Annotated in this window: 17 protein-coding genes; 14 read left to right on the top strand and 3 right to left on the bottom strand. The window is 46.4% G+C overall.

The window, feature by feature from the left end:
* Nucleotides 1-172: 172 nt before the first annotated feature.
* The 6 genes from V5G21_RS20510 (at nucleotide 173) to hfq (ending at nucleotide 7,491) form a co-directional block, all read left to right on the top strand.
* On the top strand, nucleotides 173-745 hold the full coding sequence (locus tag V5G21_RS20510; RefSeq protein ID WP_011247031.1) for an outer spore coat protein CotE: 573 nt from the start codon (nucleotides 173-175) through the stop codon (nucleotides 743-745).
* A gap of 113 nt (nucleotides 746-858) precedes the next feature.
* On the top strand, nucleotides 859-3,474 hold the full coding sequence (gene mutS, locus V5G21_RS20505; protein WP_338465049.1) for a DNA mismatch repair protein MutS: 2,616 nt from the start codon (nucleotides 859-861) through the stop codon (nucleotides 3,472-3,474).
* Between the two features lie 24 nt (nucleotides 3,475-3,498).
* Nucleotides 3,499-5,463, top strand: a complete 1,965-nt coding sequence (gene mutL, locus V5G21_RS20500) for a DNA mismatch repair endonuclease MutL (RefSeq protein WP_095235912.1) — start codon at nucleotides 3,499-3,501, stop codon at nucleotides 5,461-5,463.
* 17 nt (nucleotides 5,464-5,480) lie between these two features.
* Nucleotides 5,481-6,251, top strand: a complete 771-nt coding sequence (locus tag V5G21_RS20495; RefSeq protein ID WP_011247028.1) for a class I SAM-dependent methyltransferase — start codon at nucleotides 5,481-5,483, stop codon at nucleotides 6,249-6,251.
* Nucleotides 6,252-6,280: 29 nt separating this feature from the next.
* A complete protein-coding gene (gene miaA, locus V5G21_RS20490) occupies nucleotides 6,281-7,213 on the top strand; it encodes a tRNA (adenosine(37)-N6)-dimethylallyltransferase MiaA (protein ID WP_011247027.1) in 933 nt (310 codons plus the stop codon).
* Between the two features lie 44 nt (nucleotides 7,214-7,257).
* Nucleotides 7,258-7,491, top strand: a complete 234-nt coding sequence (gene hfq, locus V5G21_RS20485; protein WP_011247026.1) for an RNA chaperone Hfq — start codon at nucleotides 7,258-7,260, stop codon at nucleotides 7,489-7,491.
* A gap of 111 nt (nucleotides 7,492-7,602) precedes the next feature.
* Here hfq and V5G21_RS20480 read toward each other — a convergent pair whose 3' ends face one another.
* Complete coding sequence (locus V5G21_RS20480) at nucleotides 7,603-8,610, bottom strand: tyrosine-type recombinase/integrase (protein ID WP_011247025.1); 1,008 nt, start codon at nucleotides 8,608-8,610, stop codon at nucleotides 7,603-7,605.
* Between the two features lie 233 nt (nucleotides 8,611-8,843).
* Between V5G21_RS20480 and spoVK the strand changes: the two genes are divergently transcribed.
* From spoVK to glnA, 3 genes are all read left to right on the top strand, one after another.
* Nucleotides 8,844-9,785: a stage V sporulation protein K gene (spoVK, locus tag V5G21_RS20475; RefSeq protein ID WP_011247024.1), complete on the top strand. Its 942-nt coding sequence runs from the start codon at nucleotides 8,844-8,846 to the stop codon at nucleotides 9,783-9,785.
* Between the two features lie 100 nt (nucleotides 9,786-9,885).
* Nucleotides 9,886-11,193, top strand: coding sequence for an aminotransferase class I/II-fold pyridoxal phosphate-dependent enzyme (locus V5G21_RS20470; protein ID WP_050749047.1), 1,308 nt, complete (start codon nucleotides 9,886-9,888; stop codon nucleotides 11,191-11,193).
* Between the two features lie 232 nt (nucleotides 11,194-11,425).
* A complete protein-coding gene (glnA, locus tag V5G21_RS20465) occupies nucleotides 11,426-12,775 on the top strand; it encodes a type I glutamate--ammonia ligase (protein WP_011247022.1) in 1,350 nt (449 codons plus the stop codon).
* A 114-nt stretch (nucleotides 12,776-12,889) separates the two neighbouring features.
* Here the strand turns inward: glnA and V5G21_RS20460 are convergent, their stop codons facing one another.
* Together V5G21_RS20460 and V5G21_RS20455 are read right to left on the bottom strand one after the other, a co-directional pair.
* Entirely contained in the window at nucleotides 12,890-13,309 is a 420-nt protein-coding gene (locus V5G21_RS20460) for a GNAT family N-acetyltransferase (protein ID WP_011247021.1), read from the bottom strand.
* A 448-nt stretch (nucleotides 13,310-13,757) separates the two neighbouring features.
* Complete coding sequence (locus V5G21_RS20455) at nucleotides 13,758-13,889, bottom strand: hypothetical protein (RefSeq protein WP_257006820.1); 132 nt, start codon at nucleotides 13,887-13,889, stop codon at nucleotides 13,758-13,760.
* A gap of 636 nt (nucleotides 13,890-14,525) precedes the next feature.
* On the opposite strand from V5G21_RS20455, the gene V5G21_RS20450 reads away from it, so the two are divergent.
* The 5 genes from V5G21_RS20450 to V5G21_RS20430 are packed head-to-tail and all read left to right on the top strand — an operon-like array spanning nucleotide 14,526 to nucleotide 21,673.
* A complete protein-coding gene (locus tag V5G21_RS20450) occupies nucleotides 14,526-15,839 on the top strand; it encodes an FAD-binding oxidoreductase (RefSeq protein WP_244153280.1) in 1,314 nt (437 codons plus the stop codon).
* 2 nt (nucleotides 15,840-15,841) lie between these two features.
* Nucleotides 15,842-17,197, top strand: a complete 1,356-nt coding sequence (locus V5G21_RS20445; RefSeq protein ID WP_041823851.1) for a (Fe-S)-binding protein — start codon at nucleotides 15,842-15,844, stop codon at nucleotides 17,195-17,197.
* A 24-nt stretch (nucleotides 17,198-17,221) separates the two neighbouring features.
* Nucleotides 17,222-18,685 (top strand): FAD-binding oxidoreductase, encoded by a 1,464-nt coding sequence (locus tag V5G21_RS20440; RefSeq protein ID WP_011247018.1) that lies wholly within the window; start codon nucleotides 17,222-17,224, stop codon nucleotides 18,683-18,685.
* Nucleotides 18,686-18,701: 16 nt separating this feature from the next.
* On the top strand, nucleotides 18,702-20,885 hold the full coding sequence (locus tag V5G21_RS20435; RefSeq protein WP_011247017.1) for a malate synthase G: 2,184 nt from the start codon (nucleotides 18,702-18,704) through the stop codon (nucleotides 20,883-20,885).
* A gap of 23 nt (nucleotides 20,886-20,908) precedes the next feature.
* Nucleotides 20,909-21,673: a fumarylacetoacetate hydrolase family protein gene (locus V5G21_RS20430; protein WP_011247016.1), complete on the top strand. Its 765-nt coding sequence runs from the start codon at nucleotides 20,909-20,911 to the stop codon at nucleotides 21,671-21,673.
* The last annotated feature ends 29 nt before the right edge of the window (nucleotides 21,674-21,702 follow it).

The raw sequence follows: 21,702 nt of genomic DNA, 5'->3' as shown, positions 1-21,702 counted from the left end.
AGCAATGCCGTGTTTTTGTTTTATAGGTCTAAACAGGGTCAGTGATTCATAGCTTGGTATAGAGACGTCTAGGCGTAGGGGCGTTGCACAACACGATGAGCGGATGTGGGCAATGTGAAAAACAAGGCGAATGTCTCTTGCAATAGGCAAAATGAAAAATGGGAGGTACACGATGGCTGACTCAAAAAATGAAACGAGTTATCGCGAGATTATTACGAAAGCTGTCTGCGGCAAAGGGCGCAAATTTTCAGAAGCGACACATCATATCCGTCCACCAGAGCCACCGTCAAGCATACTCGGCTGCTGGATTATTAACCATACGTACAGTGCGAAAAAGCGTGGCGATACAGTCGAAGTTAATGGCAGCTATGACATTAATGTATGGTTTTCGTATACCAATAACACGAAAACGGACGTTGCAACACAAACGGTTTCTTATACCGACCTCGTGCCTTTAACAATGAAAGATGACAATGTGATTTCCGAAGAATTGGAAGTGTATGCGAAGTCTGTGCAACAGCCGAATACGCTGGAAGCAGTCATTTCTGAGGACGGCCGCAGCGTCGATGTCCAAGTCGAACGGGAATTTATTGTTGAATGCATTGGTGAAACGAAAGTGGCAGTAGCGGTCAATCCACAAGGGCTTATTGAAGAATACCCGATTGACTCACTTACTGGCGAAATCCGCGACGAAGAGTTTGAGCAAATTGATCCAAACTTTTTACAAGAAGAAATCGACCGATAGGAAAAGCCGGCTCGCTTTTTGGAGAGCCGGTTTTTTTCCGTTAAATTCAAGGAAATCAACTGTCTTCCTATGGTATAATAGCGATTAGATTTTCAACATATCGGAGGCAATTTATGGCACAAATGCATACCCCCATGATGAAACAGTACTTGCAAATTAAAGCAAAGTACCAGGACGCCTTTTTATTTTTCCGGTTAGGCGACTTTTATGAAATGTTCAATGAAGATGCCATTAAAGCTGCCCAAGAATTAGAAATTACGTTAACGGGCCGCGGCCAAGGCGAAGACCGAATTCCAATGTGCGGGGTTCCGTACCACTCGGCTGATTCGTATATAGCCCGCCTAATTGATAAAGGGTATAAAATTGCTATTTGTGAGCAAGTGGAAGACCCAAAAACAGCAAAAGGCGTTGTGAAGCGTGAAGTAACAAAAGTATTGACACCAGGTACGCTAATGAATAGCAAGTTGTTAGCAGAAAAAGAAAACAACTATTTGCTTGCCTTTGCCAGCGAAGGGGAGGACGGGTGGGGCATTGCCCGTTGCGACCTTTCTACAGGCGAAAGCGATGTAACATTGATCAGAGGAGGGAGCGCAGAGCTTCTCCAAGAAATTGCAGCAAGTGGCGTTAAAGAAGCGATTGCACCGGCAGGGCTCGAAGAAGAACTGAAAGCGAAGCTTGGCGAACAGCAAGGTTTTGTTGTGTCCTATGAGGAACAAGAGGACGTGCCTAAAGAATATGAACGGCTTATCAACCATATTCAACAGCCGTTGCTGAAACGAGCTTACGGACGCATGCTCCATTATTTACTAGCGACACAGAAGCAAAGCTTGCGCCATTTGCAACAAGTTGTTTTCCATCCGGCTGATTCCTACTTAAAAATGGATGTCCACGCAAAACGGAATTTGGAATTAGTGCAAACGTTGCGTGATAAAAAGAAAAGTGGCTCCCTCCTTGCTGTGATTGACCAAACAGTAACAGCAATGGGCGGGAGGCTATTACGCCAATGGATTGAACGGCCTTTAGTGGACAGGAAAGCGATTGCTGGCAGACAGGCAGTGGTAGAAGCGTTTCTGGAACATTTTTTTGAACGGGAGCAATTGCGCGATTGTCTCCGCCAGGTTTACGACATTGAGCGGTTAGCAGCCCGTATTGCTTACGGCAGCGTCAATGCACGGGAGCTTGTGCAATTAAAGCGCTCGCTGCAAAACATTCCGGAGATCGAGGCAACGCTGGAACAAGTCGGCCTTGGCGGACGTTGGTTAAATCAGTCTGAGCAGTTTGCTGATTTGGTGTCCTTGATGGAGCAAAGCCTTGTCGATGATCCGCCGCTCTCGTTAACGGAGGGTGGCCTTATTGTAGATGGTTATAACGAAGAACTGGATGCTTACCGGGATGCGAGCCGCAATGGCAAACAGTGGATTGCTGAACTTGAGCAGTCTGAACGCGAGGCAACAGGCATACGCTCCTTAAAAGTAGGCTACAACCGTGTATTTGGTTACTACATTGAGGTAACAAGGGCTAATGCTCATTTGCTGCCAGACGGCCGCTACGAACGCAAACAGACGCTTACCAATGCTGAACGTTACATAACGCCAGAACTAAAGGAAAAAGAAGCGCTCATATTGGAAGCCGATGAAAAGCTCGCTGATCTTGAATACCGTTTATTTGCTGACATCCGTAAACAAGTGGAAGCCTATGTCGCCAGCTTGCAAAAGCTTGCCGCCGACATTAGCGAAATGGATGTGCTCGCTGGTTTTGCCTCTGTTGCCGAACAAAACGGCTATACGAAGCCAACCATCACTGAAAGCCGCGATGTCGCCATCAAAGGCGGGCGCCATCCTGTCGTGGAAACGGTCATTAAACGAGGCAGTTATGTAGAAAATGACATTGATTTAACCGGCGACAGGGATATGCTGTTAATTACGGGGCCGAATATGGGCGGGAAAAGCACCTATATGCGCCAGCTTGCTTTAACTGTCGTCATGGCGCAAATCGGTAGCTATGTCCCTGCTGCGGAAGCAACGCTGCCTTTGTTCGACCAAATTTTCACCCGCATTGGTGCCGCTGACGACCTTGCAAGTGGCCAGAGCACATTTATGGTCGAAATGTTAGAGACAAAAGACGCGCTTGTGAAAGCAACACCACACAGCCTCATTTTGCTTGATGAAATTGGCCGTGGTACGTCGACGTATGACGGGATGGCGCTCGCACAGGCGATCATTGAATACATTTATGAAACCATTGGCGCTAAAACCCTTTTTTCGACCCATTACCATGAATTAACGCGGTTGGCCGATTCCCTGCATACGTTGCGCAATGTCCATGTATCGGCAGTAGAGGAAAATGGGACAGTCGTGTTTCTTCATCAAGTGATTGAAGGCGCTGCAGACCGCAGCTACGGCGTTTATGTCGCAGAACTGGCCGGTTTGCCAAAGCAGGTGACAACGAGGGCAGAGGCGCTTTTGACTGAGTTGGAGCATCTTCCACAAAGGCCGACAAGTGCTTCAGTAGAGCAACCAATCGATAGTGCAAAAACGGAAACAGCAGCAACGGCCGAAGAACCGCAGCAACTCTCGCTCTTTCCGACTGATGAAGAAACAAAGCCAAAGCAGCCAACAAAAAAAGAGCGTTCGGTACTGGCGAAAATGGCTGAAGTCGATGTGTTGCACTTGACACCGTTACAAGCACTTGAAAAAATCAATGAGTGGCAAAAGCAGCTAAACAAGTAATAAACGAAAAAAGGGGTGGAGACGATGGCCGTTATTCAACAGCTTGACGATGCGCTTTCTAATAAAATTGCTGCTGGCGAAGTCGTTGAACGTCCTGCTTCTATCGTCAAAGAACTTGTTGAAAATGCGATTGATGCAAACAGCAGCCAGATTCTAGTTGAAATTGAAGAAGGCGGCCTTTCGTCGATTCGCATTGTTGACAATGGGACAGGCATTGAGCCGAATGAATTAGAGTTGGCTTTTTCTCGTCACGCGACCTCTAAAATCAAAACGGACCGCGATTTGTTTACGATTCGCACGCTCGGTTTTCGCGGCGAAGCGCTGCCAAGCATCGCCTCTGTCTCCCGTGTAAACATGCAAACGAGCACAGGAAGTGCAGGCATGCAAGTCGAGCTTGAGGGGGGGAAGATCGTCCATAAGCAGCCCTCTGAAGCACGCAAAGGCACAACCATTGTCGTCACTGATTTGTTTTACAATACGCCTGCACGCCTAAAATATTTAAAAACGGTTTTAACAGAGGCGGGGCATGTGAGCGAAGTCATGAACCGCATGGCGTTAGCATACCCGCACATTCGTTTTCATTATGTTAGCGATGGCAAAACCGTGCTGAAAACAGCAGGGAACGGCGACTTGCGCCAAGTCATTGCCCAAGTGTATGGCCGCAAAACAGCAGAAAAAATGGTCCCCATTACGGGTTCATCGTTGGATTATGAGCTAAGCGGCTATATCGCTAAGCCTGAGTTGACACGAGCAAACAGGCAGTATATGTCGATTTTCATAAATGGGCGCTACATCCGCAACTTTAAGTTGGCAAAAGCGATCCAACAAGGCTTTCACACAAAACTGCCGATTGGCCGCTTTCCGATTGCTGTTCTCAAGTTGGAAATGGATCCGACGCTAATTGATGTCAATGTCCATCCGGCTAAGCTGGAAGTACGCTTAAGCAAGGAAGAAGCACTTAGCGAAATGATTGCCGAAAGCATTAAAAAGGCGTTAAGTGAAGAAACGCTCATACCTGAGCCGAAAAAAGAAAACACAGCTAAAACAAAAAGCGAACAGCTCTCTTTCTCCTTAGCGTACGAGTTGCAACCAGAAAAGGAGCATGTGCGCGAGACGATGCAACAGCCGCGCCAGCTAGCTGCCGACGACCAAGTTGATCGCAAAAAGGAAAGCACAAGCATAGGCAACAGTTGGTCGCCATCACATCAGCAAGAGGAGGAAGTCGAACAAGGAAGAGGCAGCAATGCCAGTATACCTCCTCGAAATGAACGGGTGGAAACCAACACAGAAGAAAAATATGAGCAGGCGGATAGAAGAACAGACGAGTCCCTTCCAATGGAAATGGAAGAGGAGGCGGCTGTAGTCGAGCCACAACTGCCTTTAGGCAACGATGCAGAGGCAAAGGGAGCGATGCCGCCTTTGTATCCAGTCGGCCAGATGCATGGAACGTACATTGTTGCCCAAAACGAACAAGGCATGTACTTAATTGACCAACATGCGGCACAAGAACGGATTAAATATGAGCATTTCCACCAAAAATTAGCTGAACCATTAGGACAGACACAAGAGTTGCTTGTGCCCATTACACTTGAGCTGACAACGAGGGAAACACTTGTTGTCACTGAATCGAAAGAAAAACTTGAAGCCGTCGGCGTATTTTTAGAAGAATTTGGGAAAAATACATTTGTTGTTCGTTCCCATCCGACTTGGTTTCCTCAAGGCGATGAAGAATCGACGATACGAGAAATGGTTGAGCAGCTTTTGGACAATAAGCGGATTAGCATTGGCGAATTACGCGAAGAAGCAGCGATTATGATGAGCTGCAAAGCGGCGATTAAAGCCAATCGCCATTTGCGCACGGATGAAATGTTTCAACTTCTGGAAACGCTGCGCCGTTGTCAAGAGCCGTATACATGTCCTCATGGCCGCCCGGTTGTGATCCACTTTTCAACGTATGAACTGGAGAAAATGTTTAAGCGCGTCATGTAGAGGAGAGACAAAAAAACGTGATCGTTACGACCGCAAGAAAACAGGCCAATGCCTTAAAAGAAAAAGCAGCTTTGTGTGCTGCTAAACTTGGTGCTCGTTTTGTCGAGCGTCAGGACCGGTCTCTTGAAGCACTCTTTGCCGCTTACGGCGAAGATGTATGCATTGTTGGAAAAGAACGGCAAACGCTTTACAAATATAAGGAGGCAGTCCCGTTTTTTTATCACCCAAATGCGTCGTTTATCCGTTACAAACAGTGGCAGAAAACAGGAACGGATCCTTTTATCGACGCTGCCGGCTTGAGCACGGGCGATGAAGTCCTTGATGCTACACTTGGCATGGGCGCAGATGCGGTAATGGCTGCTATTGCTGTCGGCAGAACAGGAACAGTAACGGGACTTGAAGCGAGCCAGCCAATTGCCCATATTGTGGCAACCGGCTTAAAAGAGTGGCAGGAAGGGGACGAAACGTTCTTGCAGGCATTACGGCGAGTAAACGTTGTGAACACAGGCAGCGCTGCCTATTTCCAGCATATGAAAGACAAATCCGTTGATGTTGTTTATTTTGACCCGATGTTTGAGACGAAAGTCGCTTCACCTGGACTCGAAGGGCTGAGACATTTTGCCTGTTCGGAGATGTTGACGAAATCTGTTCTCGACGACGCTAAACGGGTTGCAAGGCGTGCTGTCGTGTTAAAGGGCCACTGGCAAAGCGAGCAATTTGCCCGATTTGGTTTTACCGTCAACAGAAGGCAACATGCTACTTTCCAATACGGCGTCATGGAAGTCTAGCATGGATTTGGATGGAAAGGAGGATGCCTATGACGCAAGAACCGCTCATCGCGATTGTCGGCCCAACGGCCGTAGGAAAAACGGCCCTTGGCATTGAACTTGCGAAAACGTTTGGTGCTGAAATTATAAGCGGGGATTCAATGCAAGTGTACCGGACAATGGATATTGGCACGGCAAAAGCGACAGTCGAAGAAATGGCTGGCATTCCCCACCATTTAATTGACATCCTTGAGCCAGGAGACACATGGACGGTTTCCATGTTTCAGGAAAAAGCACTTTTGGCGATTGCTTCGATTCGCAGCCGTGGCAAATGGCCGCTATTAGTCGGTGGCACAGGTCTTTATGTCCAAGCGCTTACCCATGAATTGTCTTTTGGCGATGCGCCATCGGATTCCTCATTCAGGGAAGAAATGGAATTGTATGCCAGTCGTTTCGGCAACGCTGCACTCCACGGAAAGCTAGCAAAAGCAGACCCAAACGCAGCAGAAGCGATCCACGCCAATAATGTTCGCCGTGTTATTCGTGCTTTAGAGGTGATCCATCTTACGGGAAAACCATTTTCCGAACAAGAGAACGGCCTTGCGCGGCCTCGTTTTGACAATGTTCTCATTGGCTTAGAAATGGAAAGACAGGCGTTGTATGAGCGGATCAACCGCCGCGTTGATGCGATGATGGAGGCGGGCTTGTTGGAAGAAGTTCACCGCCTTTATCAACGGGGAATCCAAGGCCAGGCCATTCAGGCGATTGGCTACAAGGAACTATATGCTTATTTTGATGGGAAATGCACCTATGACGAAGCAATTGAAGCTCTGAAAACCAATTCACGCCGCTATGCGAAAAGGCAGCTGACTTGGTTTAAAAACCGGAGCGACGCTGTCTGGTTTCATTTGGAGGAGCCAGAGGCCAAGGCAAAAATTTTTGATTATGTCCACGCATTTTTAGCAGGAAAAGGGTTTGCTTAAGGCGAATCAGTAAAGGAACGATGTAGAGAGAGGAGTCAGCCAACATGAAAGCAACAGTAAATATCCAAGATCAGTTTTTAAACCAATTGCGCAAAGAATCCATTCCGGTAACGGTTTTTTTATTAAATGGATTTCAATTGCGTGGGCAAGTAAAGGGATTTGATAACTTTACAGTCATTGTCGAAACAGAAGGCCGCCAACAGCTTGTTTACAAGCACGCCATTTCCACATTTGCCCCGCAAAAAAATGTTCAATTGAAAAACGAAGCGGAAGTATAACCGCTTTTTGCATAGCAACCATAAAAACGGTTCTTTCCAAGGACGGGATGAAAACAACGATTTTCATCCCGTTTTTTAGTTGTCTAAAATGCTCTTTATAAAGCCAGCTTGCTATGAACTACTTAGATGGGAGTCTGCCTCAGTTTCTGCAGCTGTCGGAAGAAGCTCTTGTCTTCTAGCAACGTTCATTTTTTCGACCGTTAAAGCATAGCGCCGCAAGGAAAGCATGCTTTTTAGCCCTGCTTTTTGCTGAATCGTTGTCCACTGTTCCCCTGCGAGCATTAACTTGAGCAAAAAGGAATGACGAAAATGCTGAGCGGAGATGCCTTTGCGCAAGCCAGCCCGCGCCACTTCTGTGCGGATCATTTTCTGCAAGGCAATTTCCGTCAACGCTTTAGGCGCGTCGTTTTCATAGGACCAATGGTATGTGCGCCTTGTAAAATCAAAAGCGACAAACAATGGGTCATCCGTGTGTAAACGTGGCCGTACCGGTTCAGGGATAAGCGTCCAATAAGCATGCAACTGCTTGGCGTATTTGGGGCAAAGTACAAGCTGACGGTCGTGGCCGCTGTCTCTGCGAATGAGCAACGTCCCTTTTACAAAATTGACATCATTCATTTGCAGGTCACAAAGTTCTTGCAATGTGAGGCCATAATGGGCAAGAAGCAAAAACATCGCAAAGTTTCGTTTTGTCAGTTGCGGCCTTGCAAGCAGCTGATTGTCCGTCAACCCTTCTTCTGATTGACTTGAACGCAAGATCGCAGCGATCTCCTTCGCATTGACCCATTCGTGAGGTTGAAGCGGCTCAGCCTCTAAAGGCGGTGGGTCATAGGTGAGGAGTGGATGACTCGCCAGCTGTTTTTCTGCCATTAAAAAGGCGGTGAATTGCCTGAGTACGGAAGCGACGCGGCGGATGGTTCGTGTTTGATAGGAACGACTCTCTATCAATTCATAAAAGTAACGCTCTGCATCCGTTTGCTCCATAGAATGGAAGTCTTTATCGTCGAGCCACTTGAAAAAGTCAAGCAAATCATAGCGGTAACGCCTAACGGTTGACGGCCGCCGTCCCTTGTCAGCAAGAGCATATGTGAAGCGCTCTACCCATTGAAACCCATCCATACAAAGCCCCCCCTTTCAAGAAAATTGTACCAAATCCCTCCAGCTCCGTCACGAACAGATAATAAGTCATTTGCTTTGCAAAGCGAAGTACTTGCTCGAACAATTGCTCCATATAGTAAAAGGGGAACGTCTTTTCAGTGGATGGGCATTTGTCACGTTTTTTATCCTTTTTGCGTATAGTAGCAACAAAGCAAGAGCCGCCTGAGGCAGGCTGCTGAAGGGGGGAAGATGCGGTGAGCAATCCGCTTGAAACGAAAAACAGTGCTAGAATCAATGTGGTATTAAATAAAGTTCCTGTAAAACGAGCGAGCACAGACTGGTTTGTTTCTCCAGAAGAAAAAGAAAAGCATGAAGTGCTGACGAAGTTTGAACAGAAGCTGTCAGCTTATATCGGCTTGGATGAGATTAAAGCGTTAATCCAAGAGCTCTATGCATGGATTTATGTGAATGAACGCCGCAAAGAGCGCGGGCTTAAAGCGACAAAGCAAGTGCTTCACATGATTTTTAAAGGCAATCCTGGGACAGGGAAAACGACAGTTGCTCGCATCGTTGCTTCTTTTTTACACGAAATGAATGTGCTCTCAAAGGGCCACTTACTGGAAATGGAACGTGCTGATTTAGTTGGCGAATACATTGGCCATACGGCGCAAAAGACGCGGGAAGTGCTGAAGCAGGCAAGCGGGGGCGTGCTCTTTATTGATGAAGCTTATTCGTTGTCACGAGGTGGGGAAAAAGACTTCGGCAAGGAAGCAATTGATACGTTGGTAAAAGGAATGGAAAATAATTCCAATGACTTTGTGCTTATCATTGCCGGCTATTCAAAAGAAATGGATTATTTTCTATCATTAAACCCTGGCTTGCCTTCAAGGTTTCCGATTTCAATTACGTTTCCTAATTATAACGTTGACGAGTTGATGGAAATGTTAATCGGAATGGCAAAAGAACGAGATTACATGCTGTCGGAAGAGGCTTTGCAAGAATGCCGCGAACATATTCGCAAAGTTGCGTCTGAACAGGAAAGGACATTTAGCAATGGGCGCTACATCCGCAATATGGTCGAAGAGGCAATCCGCCAGCAAGCGGTACGGATTTTAAAACAAAACGATTATAGGAAAACAGCGATGGAGCTGCTGAAAAAAGAAGATTTCCAGTTTAAACATAAACGCTTTATGTAACACTACCCGTGCGTCTATTTTGCGGTGCTTCGTTTTCCGTTTCCTTTCTAGCTTATCACGTGGTAAGCTAGAAAGGAGACAGCAGAGTAGGAGAGAACAAATCGTGACAGAGTTTTTATTCAACGAAGAAATACAAGAAAAAATCACCCGAGCTGAAAAACGGATTGCGGCTCATCATCAAGAAATTGATCGGGTTGCTTTAATCAACCAAAAACGGGTAATGGATAGTTTTGCGCGCCATCAAGTTGCTGATTTTCACTTCAGCCCTTCCACCGGTTACGGTTACGATGATGTGGGCAGAGACACGCTAGAAGCCATTTATGCTGATGTCTTCGGGGGAGAAGCGGCTCTTGTCAGGCACCAAATCGTCTCAGGCACCCATGCAATTGCGATTGCTCTATTTGGCTTGTTGCGTCCAGGCGATGAACTGCTTTATATATCGGGGAAACCTTATGACACACTGGAAGAAATCGTCGGCATTCGCGGCCATGGCTCTGGCTCCCTTCGTGATTACGGCATTTCTTACAACATGGTGCCACTAAGAGAAGGGCGCATGGACAAGCAGGCGATCAAAGAGGCGATCTCTGAAAAAACAAAAGTAATTGGCATTCAACGGTCTAAAGGGTACGGCGATCGACCTTCGTTCCATATCGATGAACTTGCTGATGTGATCGCATTTGTCAAATCGATTAAACAAGAAGTGCTCGTATTTGTCGATAATTGCTATGGTGAGTTTGTGGAAACAAAAGAACCGTGCCACGTTGGTGCTGACATCATTGCCGGTTCGCTCATCAAGAATCCAGGTGGCGGGCTGGCAAAAACAGGTGGCTACTTGGTTGGTCAAACTCAAGCAATTGAGCTCGCTTCCTATCGCTTGGCGGCACCAGGGATAGGGGCGGAAGGGGGAGCGACGTTAGGGACACTTTTAGACATGTACCAAGGCTTTTTCCTTGCTCCCCATGTTGTCGCCCAAAGTGTAAAAGGCGCTGTTTTCACAGCTGCTTTGCTGGAAGAACTCGGTTTAGAAACGAGACCTAGCTCCCAAGAACGGCGCACTGATTTAATTCAAGCCGTCCATTTCAAAACGGGCGAACAAATGGTGGCATTTTGCCAAGCGATCCAACAAGCATCGCCAGTCAACGCTCATGTAAAGCCACAACCAAGCTATATGCCAGGCTACGCCGATGACGTCATTATGGCGGCTGGCACGTTTGTCCAAGGTGCAAGCATTGAGCTATCGGCCGATGGCCCACTGCGCCCCCCGTATGCCGCCTACATCCAAGGTGGGCTCACGTATGAACATGTGAAGCTGGCGGTCAGTGCTGCTTGTGAAAAAACGTTTATGACTGAAAAAGATCGGGAAAAAGACGAACAGAGCCCATCAGGTAATAAAGAGAGCAAATTCTGATGTAACTTCGCAAAATCGGGTAAAGGCGCCAGGCAATGCTTGACTTCAAAATAAGCCTTTAGTACGATACTAAAAAAGATAGACGCGAAAGAGGCAAGGAAACAACGAAGCAGACTCGCAATGGGCCTTACGTTGTTTGGCGAGCCTTTCACGAACGAGTGGATGAATGGCTTGGGAACAGGGGATATCCCCCTTTCTACATAGATGAAAAACGAGAGGAGAAAAACCACGCATGCCAAAGTTTACAAAAGAAGATATTGTCCGCCAAGCTCAAGATAACAATGTCCGCTTTATCCGCCTCCAGTTTACCGACCTGCTCGGAACGATCAAGAACGTTGAAATTCCAGTTGATCAGCTATCTAAAGCGCTTGACAACAAAATGATGTTTGATGGTTCATCAATTGAAGGGTTTGTCCGCATTGAAGAATCGGATATGTATTTGTACCCTGATTTAGATACATGGGTTGTTTTCCCATGGACGCCGGAAAAAGGGAAAGTCGCCCGTTTGATTTGCGACATTTACCAACCAGGAAAGCCAGGGGAGGAGCCAAAGCCGTTTGAAGGGGACCCACGGGGCATTTTAAAACGTGTCCTTAAGGAAGCACAGGAACTTGGCTTTACTGATTTCAACATTGGACCAGAGCCAGAGTTTTTCCTCTTTAAAAATGACGAGAAAGGCGAGCCGACACTTGAACTAAACGACCGCGGCGGCTATTTTGACTTAGCGCCGACAGACCTAGGTGAAAACTGTCGCCGCGATATCGTGCTGGAGTTGGAAGATATGGGCTTCGAAATTGAGGCATCCCACCACGAAGTCGCCCCTGGCCAACACGAAATCGATTTTAAATATGCGGACGCTGTCTCTACATGCGACAACATCCAAACGTTTAAGCTCGTTGTCAAAACCATTGCCCGTAAGCACGGTTTGCATGCGACATTCATGCCAAAGCCGCTGTTTGGCGTTAACGGGTCAGGCATGCATTTGAACATGTCGCTATTTACTCAAGAGGGCAACGCTTTTTACGACAAAAACACAGAAAGCCAGCTTAGCAAAACAGCGATGCAATTTTTAGGCGGCATCCTTAAGCATGCAGAAGGCTTTACTGCGATTACCAATCCAATTGTCAATTCTTATAAACGGTTGGTGCCAGGCTACGAAGCGCCCGTGTACATCGCGTGGTCGATGCGGAACCGCTCGCCTCTTGTCCGCATTCCATCGTCACGAGGGGTATCAACGCGGATTGAAGTAAGAAGCCCGGACCCATCGGCGAACCCATATTTAGCGATGGCAGTAATGCTCGCTTCAGGCCTTGACGGCATTAAAAAGAAAATCAACCCGCCTGAAGCAACGGACCGCAACATTTATATCATGAGCAAAGAAGAACGCCTGGATGAAGGCATCAAAGATTTGCCATCAACATTAAAAGAAGCGATTGACAGCCTCCTAAAAGATGAAGTGCTCGTCAAAGCACTCGGCGAACACGCGCTAGAACATTTTGTAGAAGCGAAAGAAATTGAATGGGATATGTTCCGCACGCAAGTCCACCCGTGGGAGCGGGAACAGTTCATGCAGAATTATTAAGGAGAGGAACCCTTGACACATCTTGTGTTGAGGGTTTTTTGTTTTGGGGACAAAATACACTTTGAGGTCTAGTTTTGAGTGCGTGTCCCCATTTAAAATATTATGAAATAAGTCTTAAGAATATTCCATTACCCAGTATCTACTTTCTAATTCACCTTCCTCAATGATTTTCTTCCAACCGTTATTCTCGTAAAAATTTAAGGCTTTATGATTTTTAGATACGCATTTTAACCTTAATGGCTTATCCATCTTTTTAATCGATGCGTTCATCAAGTGACCGCCTACTCCTTTACCGAAAGCAGCAGGGTGAACGAAAAGGTTGTGTATAAAATTATGAGATAAGTCTAATGATGCAAAACCAAGGATGCGATGTTGGTCCTCTGCTATGATGATGTGCTCCCCCACAGTGTCCTTATCAAAATCTTCTAAACTCATTTTATCTATATCGGCCCAATAAAAACTTTCACGTCGGGATTCCAAGTATATTTTTCTTAAAGTTGGAAAATCTAATTTATTTGCTGTTCGGATAATCAACTAATCACTTCCTTTGTGTTGAATAAGAGGCTACTGTATATGCTCAAAACCAGGATTGACCTTAATAGATATTGCAGAGGTGGGACATTTATATAGAGAGATCTACTCGCAGTATTATCTACTGAAGTATAACATATAATCTTTCCTATTTAATCTTTCAATATGTTGAGTGAAATCACTTGACTGTTCTCATATTGGGATTTAATCGAGAAGGGGCTTCGTTGGTAAAGGGTGAATTGACCCCAGGTAGAACCGTCCGCTGCATTCTATGGGAATATGCGTTCTTATCAACCGTAAAAAATGTAGCAGTAAGCCGTCTTCTCTTGCAGAAAACACGATAACGATTGGTTTGTCTCTATCGTCTTACTGGCGAACTTAATCGGCTTTTGCTTAATGATAGTGATTGAAAAAGGAGCCTAAAATAAGGCCCCTAAGAAATATGTGTGCCTTACCAAGGTAGCATACAGCCTGGATTGTGTGGAGGACATGTTGGTGGAGTAGTGTTGCTTGAAGCCGGTGCAGATAAAGAGAAACTTAAAAGTAATGCCAGTACACTTAAAGAAGCGATTCGTTTTTTCATCGATATTACCTCCTTTCCTTTTATTATGTCATATATTAGCATGAAAAGGATTTAAATGGAAGTGGTGAACTGAAGGCAATGTGCAGAAGTGTGCCATCATTTCTAGTTTTACTATTGATGGTAAAAACGCTGCTTGCAGTTTACAAAATCATAGATCAATCTTTCTCTAAATTGAGAGGAAAAAAGCTCACTCTCAGGCTATTAATAATTAGATAAGAACGAACATTTTACACTAATGGAATTCGCATATAACTTCACAATCTTGAGGCTGTTCTTGCGTATATAGATAAGATGCATGCAGGTCTACAACGGATATTCATTTGACAATTGACAGAAACAGCAGTCTATGTAATAGTATAAAGAAAGTTCGAATTGTTGAATCGTGTTCAATATAACGAACAATGAGGTTGGCAATCAGTAAAGTCCATCTTCATAAAATTGTCATTTGTTAAGTGAAAAATCATAACGACAACCACTCCAATGAGCGATCGATCGATGTTTCAATGAAACGTTCTTCCCTCTGCATGGAACAAGATGATCGAGGGAGGCTACTAAATGTCATTTAGCCGCGTTTTAAGAGAATGAGTAGCTGAGGAGTATACCTCAATTTGAGTTCATTAGGGAGGTGTTGCAGTAGTGTTGTCTGATTTGAAATCTGCTTTTCCTGAGCTAGCGATGGAACCAGGCTCTCCTGACAGTTGGTTAGGCAATGGTGGACATGTCCATGTATATCCAACATCAGAAAAGGAAGTTGTAGGCTTGCTCAAGTTTGCCTACGATCATGGCAAGTCAGTGTCCGTGCAAGGCAACGGATCGAAGCGAGGGTTCGGCGGCCTGAAGGAATCGTATGATGTGCTCTTGTCTTTGTCAAAATATACTGGTGTCATAGAGCACTCCCCAGGAGATATGGTCGTCACTGTAAAAGCGGGCACAGCTTTTCATGAACTTCAGGCCTATTTAGCAAAGCATCAGCAGCAAGTATCGCTTGATCCGGCGATGCCGCACTTATCTACGGTCGGTGGTGTAATCGCTTCCAACGACAGCGGGCCAAAACGCATGGGCTACGGTTCTGCAAGAGATATCGTGCTCGGGTTAAAAGTGGTTTATCCTGATGGAACCGTTATCCGTACTGGCGGGAAAGTCGTCAAAAATGTTGCCGGCTATGATATGAATAAGCTATTTATTGGGTCAATGGGCACAATTGGGGTGATTACGGAAATTACGTTAAAGCTGATGCCTTTGCCTAAATGTGAGAGCCTAGTTTTCATTCCATTTCAGGACAATCGGTTGGATGAGCTGCGCTCTTTTGTAGTCACGCAGTTTGATTCTACACTGGAGCCTACAGCTTTCGAATTCATTAGCCCTTCGTTAGCGGAGCAGCTAACTGGGCGCAAACAATGGGCGTTAGCAATCGGTTTGGAGGATGTAGAAAGCTCTGTCATCTACCAGGAGAATATCGTGAAACAGGCAGTACCTAAGGAAGCAGCAGACGTTCATATTTTTCGCTCTGAAGAGGCTAGAGCGTTTTGGAACGGGCTAATGAACATAAGCCCTAACGGAATGGGGGAGCCGTCTGAGCAAGCAGCAATCAAAGTTGGATTAAAAATCGGCGTGAAGAACATCGACGTGCTTCAAATGCTCGCCGAATGCGTAGCGTTACAGCAACGTCACAACCTCGTTGTTTATGGGCACGGCGGTTTTGGCCATGGCCTATGTCACGTCGTCTTACAAGGTACTAGCGAAGACGTGGAGGCTGCCATTCAAGCATTACGTGGTACTGCAAAGAAGCTTAATGGCTATGTGATTGTCAAGCATATTCCGTTTTTTCTGCGGCAAAGCATCAATGTGTGGGGAGACAAACCAGATTACTTTTTCCTATTCGAGGGCATCAAAGCCAGTATCGATCCTAGACGCGTGCTAAATGAGACAAGGTTTATTGGGGGGATATAATTATGAGTTTGAAAGAAAGTGAGTTGAACGTCGATCCGCCTTGTTCTCCTACCAGCAAGAGCAATTATTTATGGAACGATGCGCCAGATGAGAATAAATGGGCTGATTGCGTACACTGCGGGATGTGTCTAGAATCATGCCCTACCTATGAGATAACAGGTCAAGAACAACACTCGCCGCGCGGGCGTGTCCATCTAATCAAGTCCGTAGCCGAAGGCAAGCTTGAAGTGAATGAACCGTTTATCGATCCGGTCTACCAATGTTTAGATTGCCGGGCATGCACGACTGCTTGTCCAGCTGATGTGGATGTAGGCGGCTTGATTGAAGAAGCAAGAGGACAAATTCGCCAAGCGATGCCGTTAACAGGTATTAAGGGGCTAGTGAGCAAATTTTTCTTGGAAGGGTTGTTTCCTCATCCGAAGCGGATGCAATCTTTAGGCGGGTTGTTAAAAATATATCAGAAAAGTGGCGTGCAGAAGCTTGTTCGCACGACAAGATTGATTCGCATTATGCCAAAGCACCTTGTTGAATTGGAAGCGATTATGCCCGGCATGGGTGTTCCTGTCCGTAAGAAATACAAAAATGAAAACATCATTCTGGCTAAGGGCGAAGAAACACATACCGTCGCCTTCTTAACTGGCTGTATCATGGACGTCATGTTCAGTGATATTAACGAGTCTACGATTCAAGTACTGACGCGGAACGGAAATAATGTCACCATTCCGAAGCAGCAAACATGCTGCGGCGCCTTGCATGTGCATGCAGGCGATCGGGAGACTGGCAGAAGATTAGCCAAGCAAAACATCGAAGCGTTTGAAAACGCACAGACAGTCATCGTCAATGCTGCTGGCTGCGGCTGCATGCTGAAGGATTACCCAGAATTGTTCCGCGACGACCCCAAGTGGCACGAAAAAGCTAAAGCATTCTCTGCAAAAGTACAAGACATAACAAAGTATCTTTACGACACAGGCTATGAAAAGCCGAAGTCAGAAATGAAAATACGCTTGACTTACCATGATGCTTGCCACTTGGCGCATGGCCAAGGAATCCGGCAAGAGCCGCGCGAACTATTGCATGCTATTCCAGGGGTCGAGATCGTTCATATGCCAAACGCTGATCGTTGCTGTGGCAGCGCCGGAATCTACAACATTACCAATCCTGAGATGGCTGGCGCTGTTTTGGAAAGTAAAATGGAGAATGTGCCGGAAGACGTGGAGATGATCTCAATGGGCAACCCAGGTTGTATGCTGCAAATGGCAGTTGGCGTACAAAAGTATGGGCGAAGGCAAAAGATTGTGCATACGGTGCAGTTGTTGAATTGGGCGTACAAGCGAGACGATGAACAGTTGAATGAATAAAATCCCATTCAGGAGGTGAAGGCTGTGGCCCGTAAGATCAAAACAAACGATCCCGATATTCTCAATCTTGCGAAGCTTGTAGACGGCCCGAAGTCAATCCTTTATTTAAAGGAAGACTTGATCGCTTATGATTGTGATGGCTTTACAATTCATAAGCATTTGCCCAAGGCAGTCGTCTTCCCGAAAAATACCGAAGAGGTCGCAAAGATCGTCAACTATTGTGCATCACACGATCTCCCTTTCCTTGCCAGAGGTGCTGGCACTGGTCTCAGCGGCGGCGCGATCCCGATCAATGGGGAAGTCATTATTAGCATGGTTCGTATGAAGCGTTTAATCAGCGTGGATTTGGAAAATCGTCGTGCTGTTGTCGAGCCGGGCTATGTCAACTTGAAATTGACGAACATGATTGCTGATAAAGGCTATTACTATGCGCCCGATCCCTCTAGTCAGTCCTGTTGTACGATCGGCGGCAATGTAGCCGAGAACGCTGGCGGCGCCCATTGTCTGAAGTATGGCGTCACCACTAACCATATTCTCGGGCTTGAGGTTGTTCTTCCTAATGGCGACATAATCGATATCAACTGTGAAGGTATAGCAGACGTGCCCGGGTATGACTTGCTCGGCTTATTAACAGGCTCTGAAGGAACATTAGGAATCGTCACCAAAATCACGGTTCGTATTTTGAAAAATCCTGAAGCCAAGCAGACTGTACTTGCTTACTTCGACGAAGTGTCAGACGGCAGCTATGCCGTATCAGATATTGTATCGGCCGGAATTGTCCCCGCTGCGCTTGAAATGATGGATAAGACCGCAATTGAAGGGGTAGAAGCTGCTGCGTTTCCGGTTGGCCATCCCCGAGACATTGCTGCCCTTCTACTTATTGAAGTGGATGGCATTTCGGCAGGGATCGATGAACAAATTAATCAGATTCTCGACATTTGCAAGCGGCGACATGTCCGCGAGGTGAAAGTTGCCGAAAATGAGCAAGAACGGGCAAGATGGTGGGCGAATCGCAAGACTGGTTTCGGAGCGATGGGAGCCATTTCAGCGGATTATTTAGTTCAGGACGGTGTGATTCCGCGGAGCAAGTTACCTGAGGTTTTGGAGCGAATCAATCAAATTAGCGAGCAATTCGGACTTCGGATCGCCAACATTTTCCACGCTGGGGACGGCAATCTTCATCCCCTTGTGCTGTTTGATGCCAGAATTCCAGGCGAGACAGAAAAAGCGTTGGAAGCCGGCAGCGCTTGCTTGAAAGCTTGTGCCGATGTCGGAGGATCGATTACTGGGGAGCATGGCGTAGGAATCGAAAAAATGGAAGAAATGCGCTTTGTTTTCAACGAGGAGGAATTGGCTGCCCAGACACGAATCCGTGAAGTGTTCAACCCTGATAATCTGCTAAATGGCGGGAAGTTGTTCCCGAGCCCAGGGCGTTGTGTAGAGGTCAAAAAAAATATGAAGGAAGTTGCTTCGGCGAAGCAAGCCTAATAAAGGAGATGTTCGAATGACAAATTACGTAAAAGCTGGAGATTTGCAGGTTGCACAGGAACTTTATGAATTTATCAATACAAAGGTGATTCCAGACAGCGGCGTGACGAAGAACGATTTCTGGTCTGGCTTTGCCAATCTCGTCAAAGACCTTGTTCCGATTAACAAAGCTTTATTGGCGAAGCGCGACCGTATTCAAGACCAGATACATGCCTGGCATAGAGCGAATCAATCGTATCGCTTTCAAGATTACAAAGCATTTTTGGAAGAGATTGGCTACTTGGAGCCTATGGTGGATGATTTTCAAATCACAACTGAAGACGTCGATGACGAGATTGCCCTCCAAGCTGGACCGCAGCTTGTCGTTCCTGTAAACAACGCACGCTTTGCCATTAATGCGGCGAATGCCCGCTGGGGGAGTCTATATGATGCTTTGTATGGAACCGATGCGATTAGCGAAGAAGCTGGTGCCGATAAAGGAAATGCGTACAACCCAGCTAGAGGAGCAAAAGTCATTGCATATGCAAAGCAATTTCTAGACGATACTATTCCTTTAAAGCAAGGTTCCCATAAGGATGTCGTACACTATAGCATCGATGACGGTGCTTTAGCGGCAAAGCGAAAAGACGGAACAACAACAGGGTTGAAGGACGGTACACAGTTTACCGGGTATCAAGGCGAGACGGCAGCACCATCCGCTCTGTTGTTCGTACACCATGGCCTTCATTTAGAGATTCAGATTGATGCTACACATCCTATTGGGCAAACCGACCCAGCAAATGTAAAAGATATTGTGCTAGAATCGGCCATTACGACAATTATGGATTGCGAGGACTCGGTGACGGCAGTTGATGCCGAAGACAAGGTGCTTGTATATGCCAATTGGCTAGGCTTAATGAAAGGCGACTTAACGTCAACTTTCGTTAAAGGGGACCGGACGATCAAGCGAACATTGAATTCTGACCGAGCGTATATTTCCCCAGACGGCAGCTCCCTCACTTTATCAGGTCGTTCGTTACTGTTCGTCCGCAATGTCGGCCACTTGATGACCACGAATGCCGTCCTTGATAAAGACGGCCAAGAGGTGCCAGAAGGTTTCCTAGATTGTCTCGTTACGAGTTTAATCGGCAAGCACTCCCTATTGGGCAATGGAGCTTATCGAAACTCACAAAAGGGATCGATTTATATTGTGAAACCAAAAATGCACGGTTCAGAAGAAGTCGCATTAGCCAATGAACTGTTTAACCGTGTTGAAGATATCATTGGACTTACCCGCCATACCATTAAGATCGGTGTAATGGATGAAGAACGCCGCACGTCACTTAACTTAAAAAATTGCATCCATGCGGTAAAGGAACGAGTGGTCTTCATCAATACAGGCTTCCTTGACCGTACTGGCGACGAAATTCACACCTCTATGGAAGCTGGCCCAATGATTCGCAAGCAAGAGATGAAATCCTCCGCTTGGCTCAATGGCTACGAGCAAGCAAATGTAGCGGTTGGCCTCGCTGCCGGATTGAAGGGCAAAGCGCAAATTGGCAAGGGGATGTGGGCCATGCCTGATCAAATGGCAGATATGCTCAAACAAAAAGGTGCTCAGCTGCAGGCTGGTGGCAACACAGCCTGGGTGCCTTCACCTACCGCAGCGGTTTTACACGCCATCCATTATCACCAAATCAATGTGAACGCGGTTCAGCAGGAGATTGCATCTGAGCAAAGCGACTATCGAGATGAAATGTTGCAGATTCCAGTCGCTGAAGCGCCGAATTGGAGTCCACAAGAAATTCAGGAAGAGCTCGATAATAATGCGCAAGGCATTCTTGGATACGTCGTCCGTTGGGTAGAAATGGGGATCGGCTGCTCGAAGGTGCCTGATATCAACAACGTTGCGCTAATGGAGGACCGTGCGACACTGCGCATCTCTAGTCAGCATATGATGAATTGGCTTCATCACGGAATCTGCACGAAGGAGCAAGTGCTTGAAACGTTGAAACGCATGGCCAAAGTGGTGGATCAGCAAAACACAGGCGACCCCGAATACGTTCCTATGGCGCTTGATTATGAAAACTCTGTTGCTTTCCAAGCAGCATGCGACTTGGTGTTCGAAGGCTACCATCAACCAAGCGGTTATACAGAACCGATTCTTCATCGGCGCCGGAAAGAAGCGAAAGCGAAAGCCAGTGTAATGACGAGAAAATAAGCGATTCAAGAGGAGTTACGGTGATGAAATTTGTCCGATTTACTGTAAATGCAAAGACAAGCCAAGGCGTTCTTGAACACGAAACAATTAAAGCCATTCAAGGCGATTTGTTCGCTGAGTGGCGTTTTACAGGCGAAACGTATCCAGCACAAGATGTAAAATGGCTTGCTCCGCTTGTACCGAACCAAATAATTGGAATTGGTGCTAACTATGTCGCCAAAGTTGAAGAGCGGCCTGAGACGTTGCCCGATATTCCTGTATTTTTCTTTAAGCCAACTTCTTCTGTCGTTGGGCCTGATGATCCGATCGTGATCCCAGGCGCTAACGAACAGGTGAAGTTTGAATCTGAATTAGCCGTCATCATCGGGAAGGAAGCGAAAAATATCGACGAGTCCGACGTGTTGGACTACGTTTTTGGCTATACGATTGGCAATGACGTAACAGCACCGCAGTATTTTCACGAAGCTGGCCATTGGATGATCGGCAAATCATTCGATACATTTACACCATTGGGGCCGCTTATCGAAACGGAATTGAATCCCGATACCGTTCGAGTAGAAGCGCGCCTGAATGGGGAAGAGAAGCAAAACAGTGCTACGGAATTAATGATTGTGCCCGTTCGTGAAATGATTGCTTATTTGTCCCGCGTGATGACGTTGAAGCCTGGAGACGTCATTCTGACAGGCAGCCCACTAGGAGCAGAACTGGTTGGAGCAGGGAATGTGATAGAGTGTGAAATTCAAGGAATTGGAAAGTTAAAGAATAGATTCGTAGACCAGCTAATTTAAATACGCTGTCTATCACATGTGTGCTTTTT

It is taken from the genome of Shouchella rhizosphaerae (assembly GCF_036700015.1).
Taxonomy (GTDB): Bacteria; Bacillota; Bacilli; order Bacillales; family Bacillaceae_D; genus Shouchella; species Shouchella rhizosphaerae.
This window is presented reverse-complemented; position numbering and strand designations above follow the sequence as displayed.

Bases quoted from the DNA above. Each gene is read 5' to 3' on its own strand.
- V5G21_RS20435 (WP_011247017.1), top strand. From the start codon at position 18,702: ATGACAAATTACGTAAAAGCTGGAGATTTGCAGGTTGCACAGGAACTT.
- V5G21_RS20510 (WP_011247031.1), top strand. From the start codon at position 173: ATGGCTGACTCAAAAAATGAAACGAGTTATCGCGAGATTATTACGAAA.
- V5G21_RS20430 (WP_011247016.1), top strand. From the start codon at position 20,909: ATGAAATTTGTCCGATTTACTGTAAATGCAAAGACAAGCCAAGGCGTT.
- V5G21_RS20445 (WP_041823851.1), top strand. From the start codon at position 15,842: ATGAGTTTGAAAGAAAGTGAGTTGAACGTCGATCCGCCTTGTTCTCCT.
- mutS (WP_338465049.1), top strand. From the start codon at position 859: ATGGCACAAATGCATACCCCCATGATGAAACAGTACTTGCAAATTAAA.
- V5G21_RS20455 (WP_257006820.1), bottom strand. From the start codon at position 13,889: ATGAAAAAACGAATCGCTTCTTTAAGTGTACTGGCATTACTTTTAAGT.
- hfq (WP_011247026.1), top strand. From the start codon at position 7,258: ATGAAAGCAACAGTAAATATCCAAGATCAGTTTTTAAACCAATTGCGC.
- glnA (WP_011247022.1), top strand. From the start codon at position 11,426: ATGCCAAAGTTTACAAAAGAAGATATTGTCCGCCAAGCTCAAGATAAC.
- mutL (WP_095235912.1), top strand. From the start codon at position 3,499: ATGGCCGTTATTCAACAGCTTGACGATGCGCTTTCTAATAAAATTGCT.
- miaA (WP_011247027.1), top strand. From the start codon at position 6,281: ATGACGCAAGAACCGCTCATCGCGATTGTCGGCCCAACGGCCGTAGGA.
- V5G21_RS20480 (WP_011247025.1), bottom strand. From the start codon at position 8,610: ATGGATGGGTTTCAATGGGTAGAGCGCTTCACATATGCTCTTGCTGAC.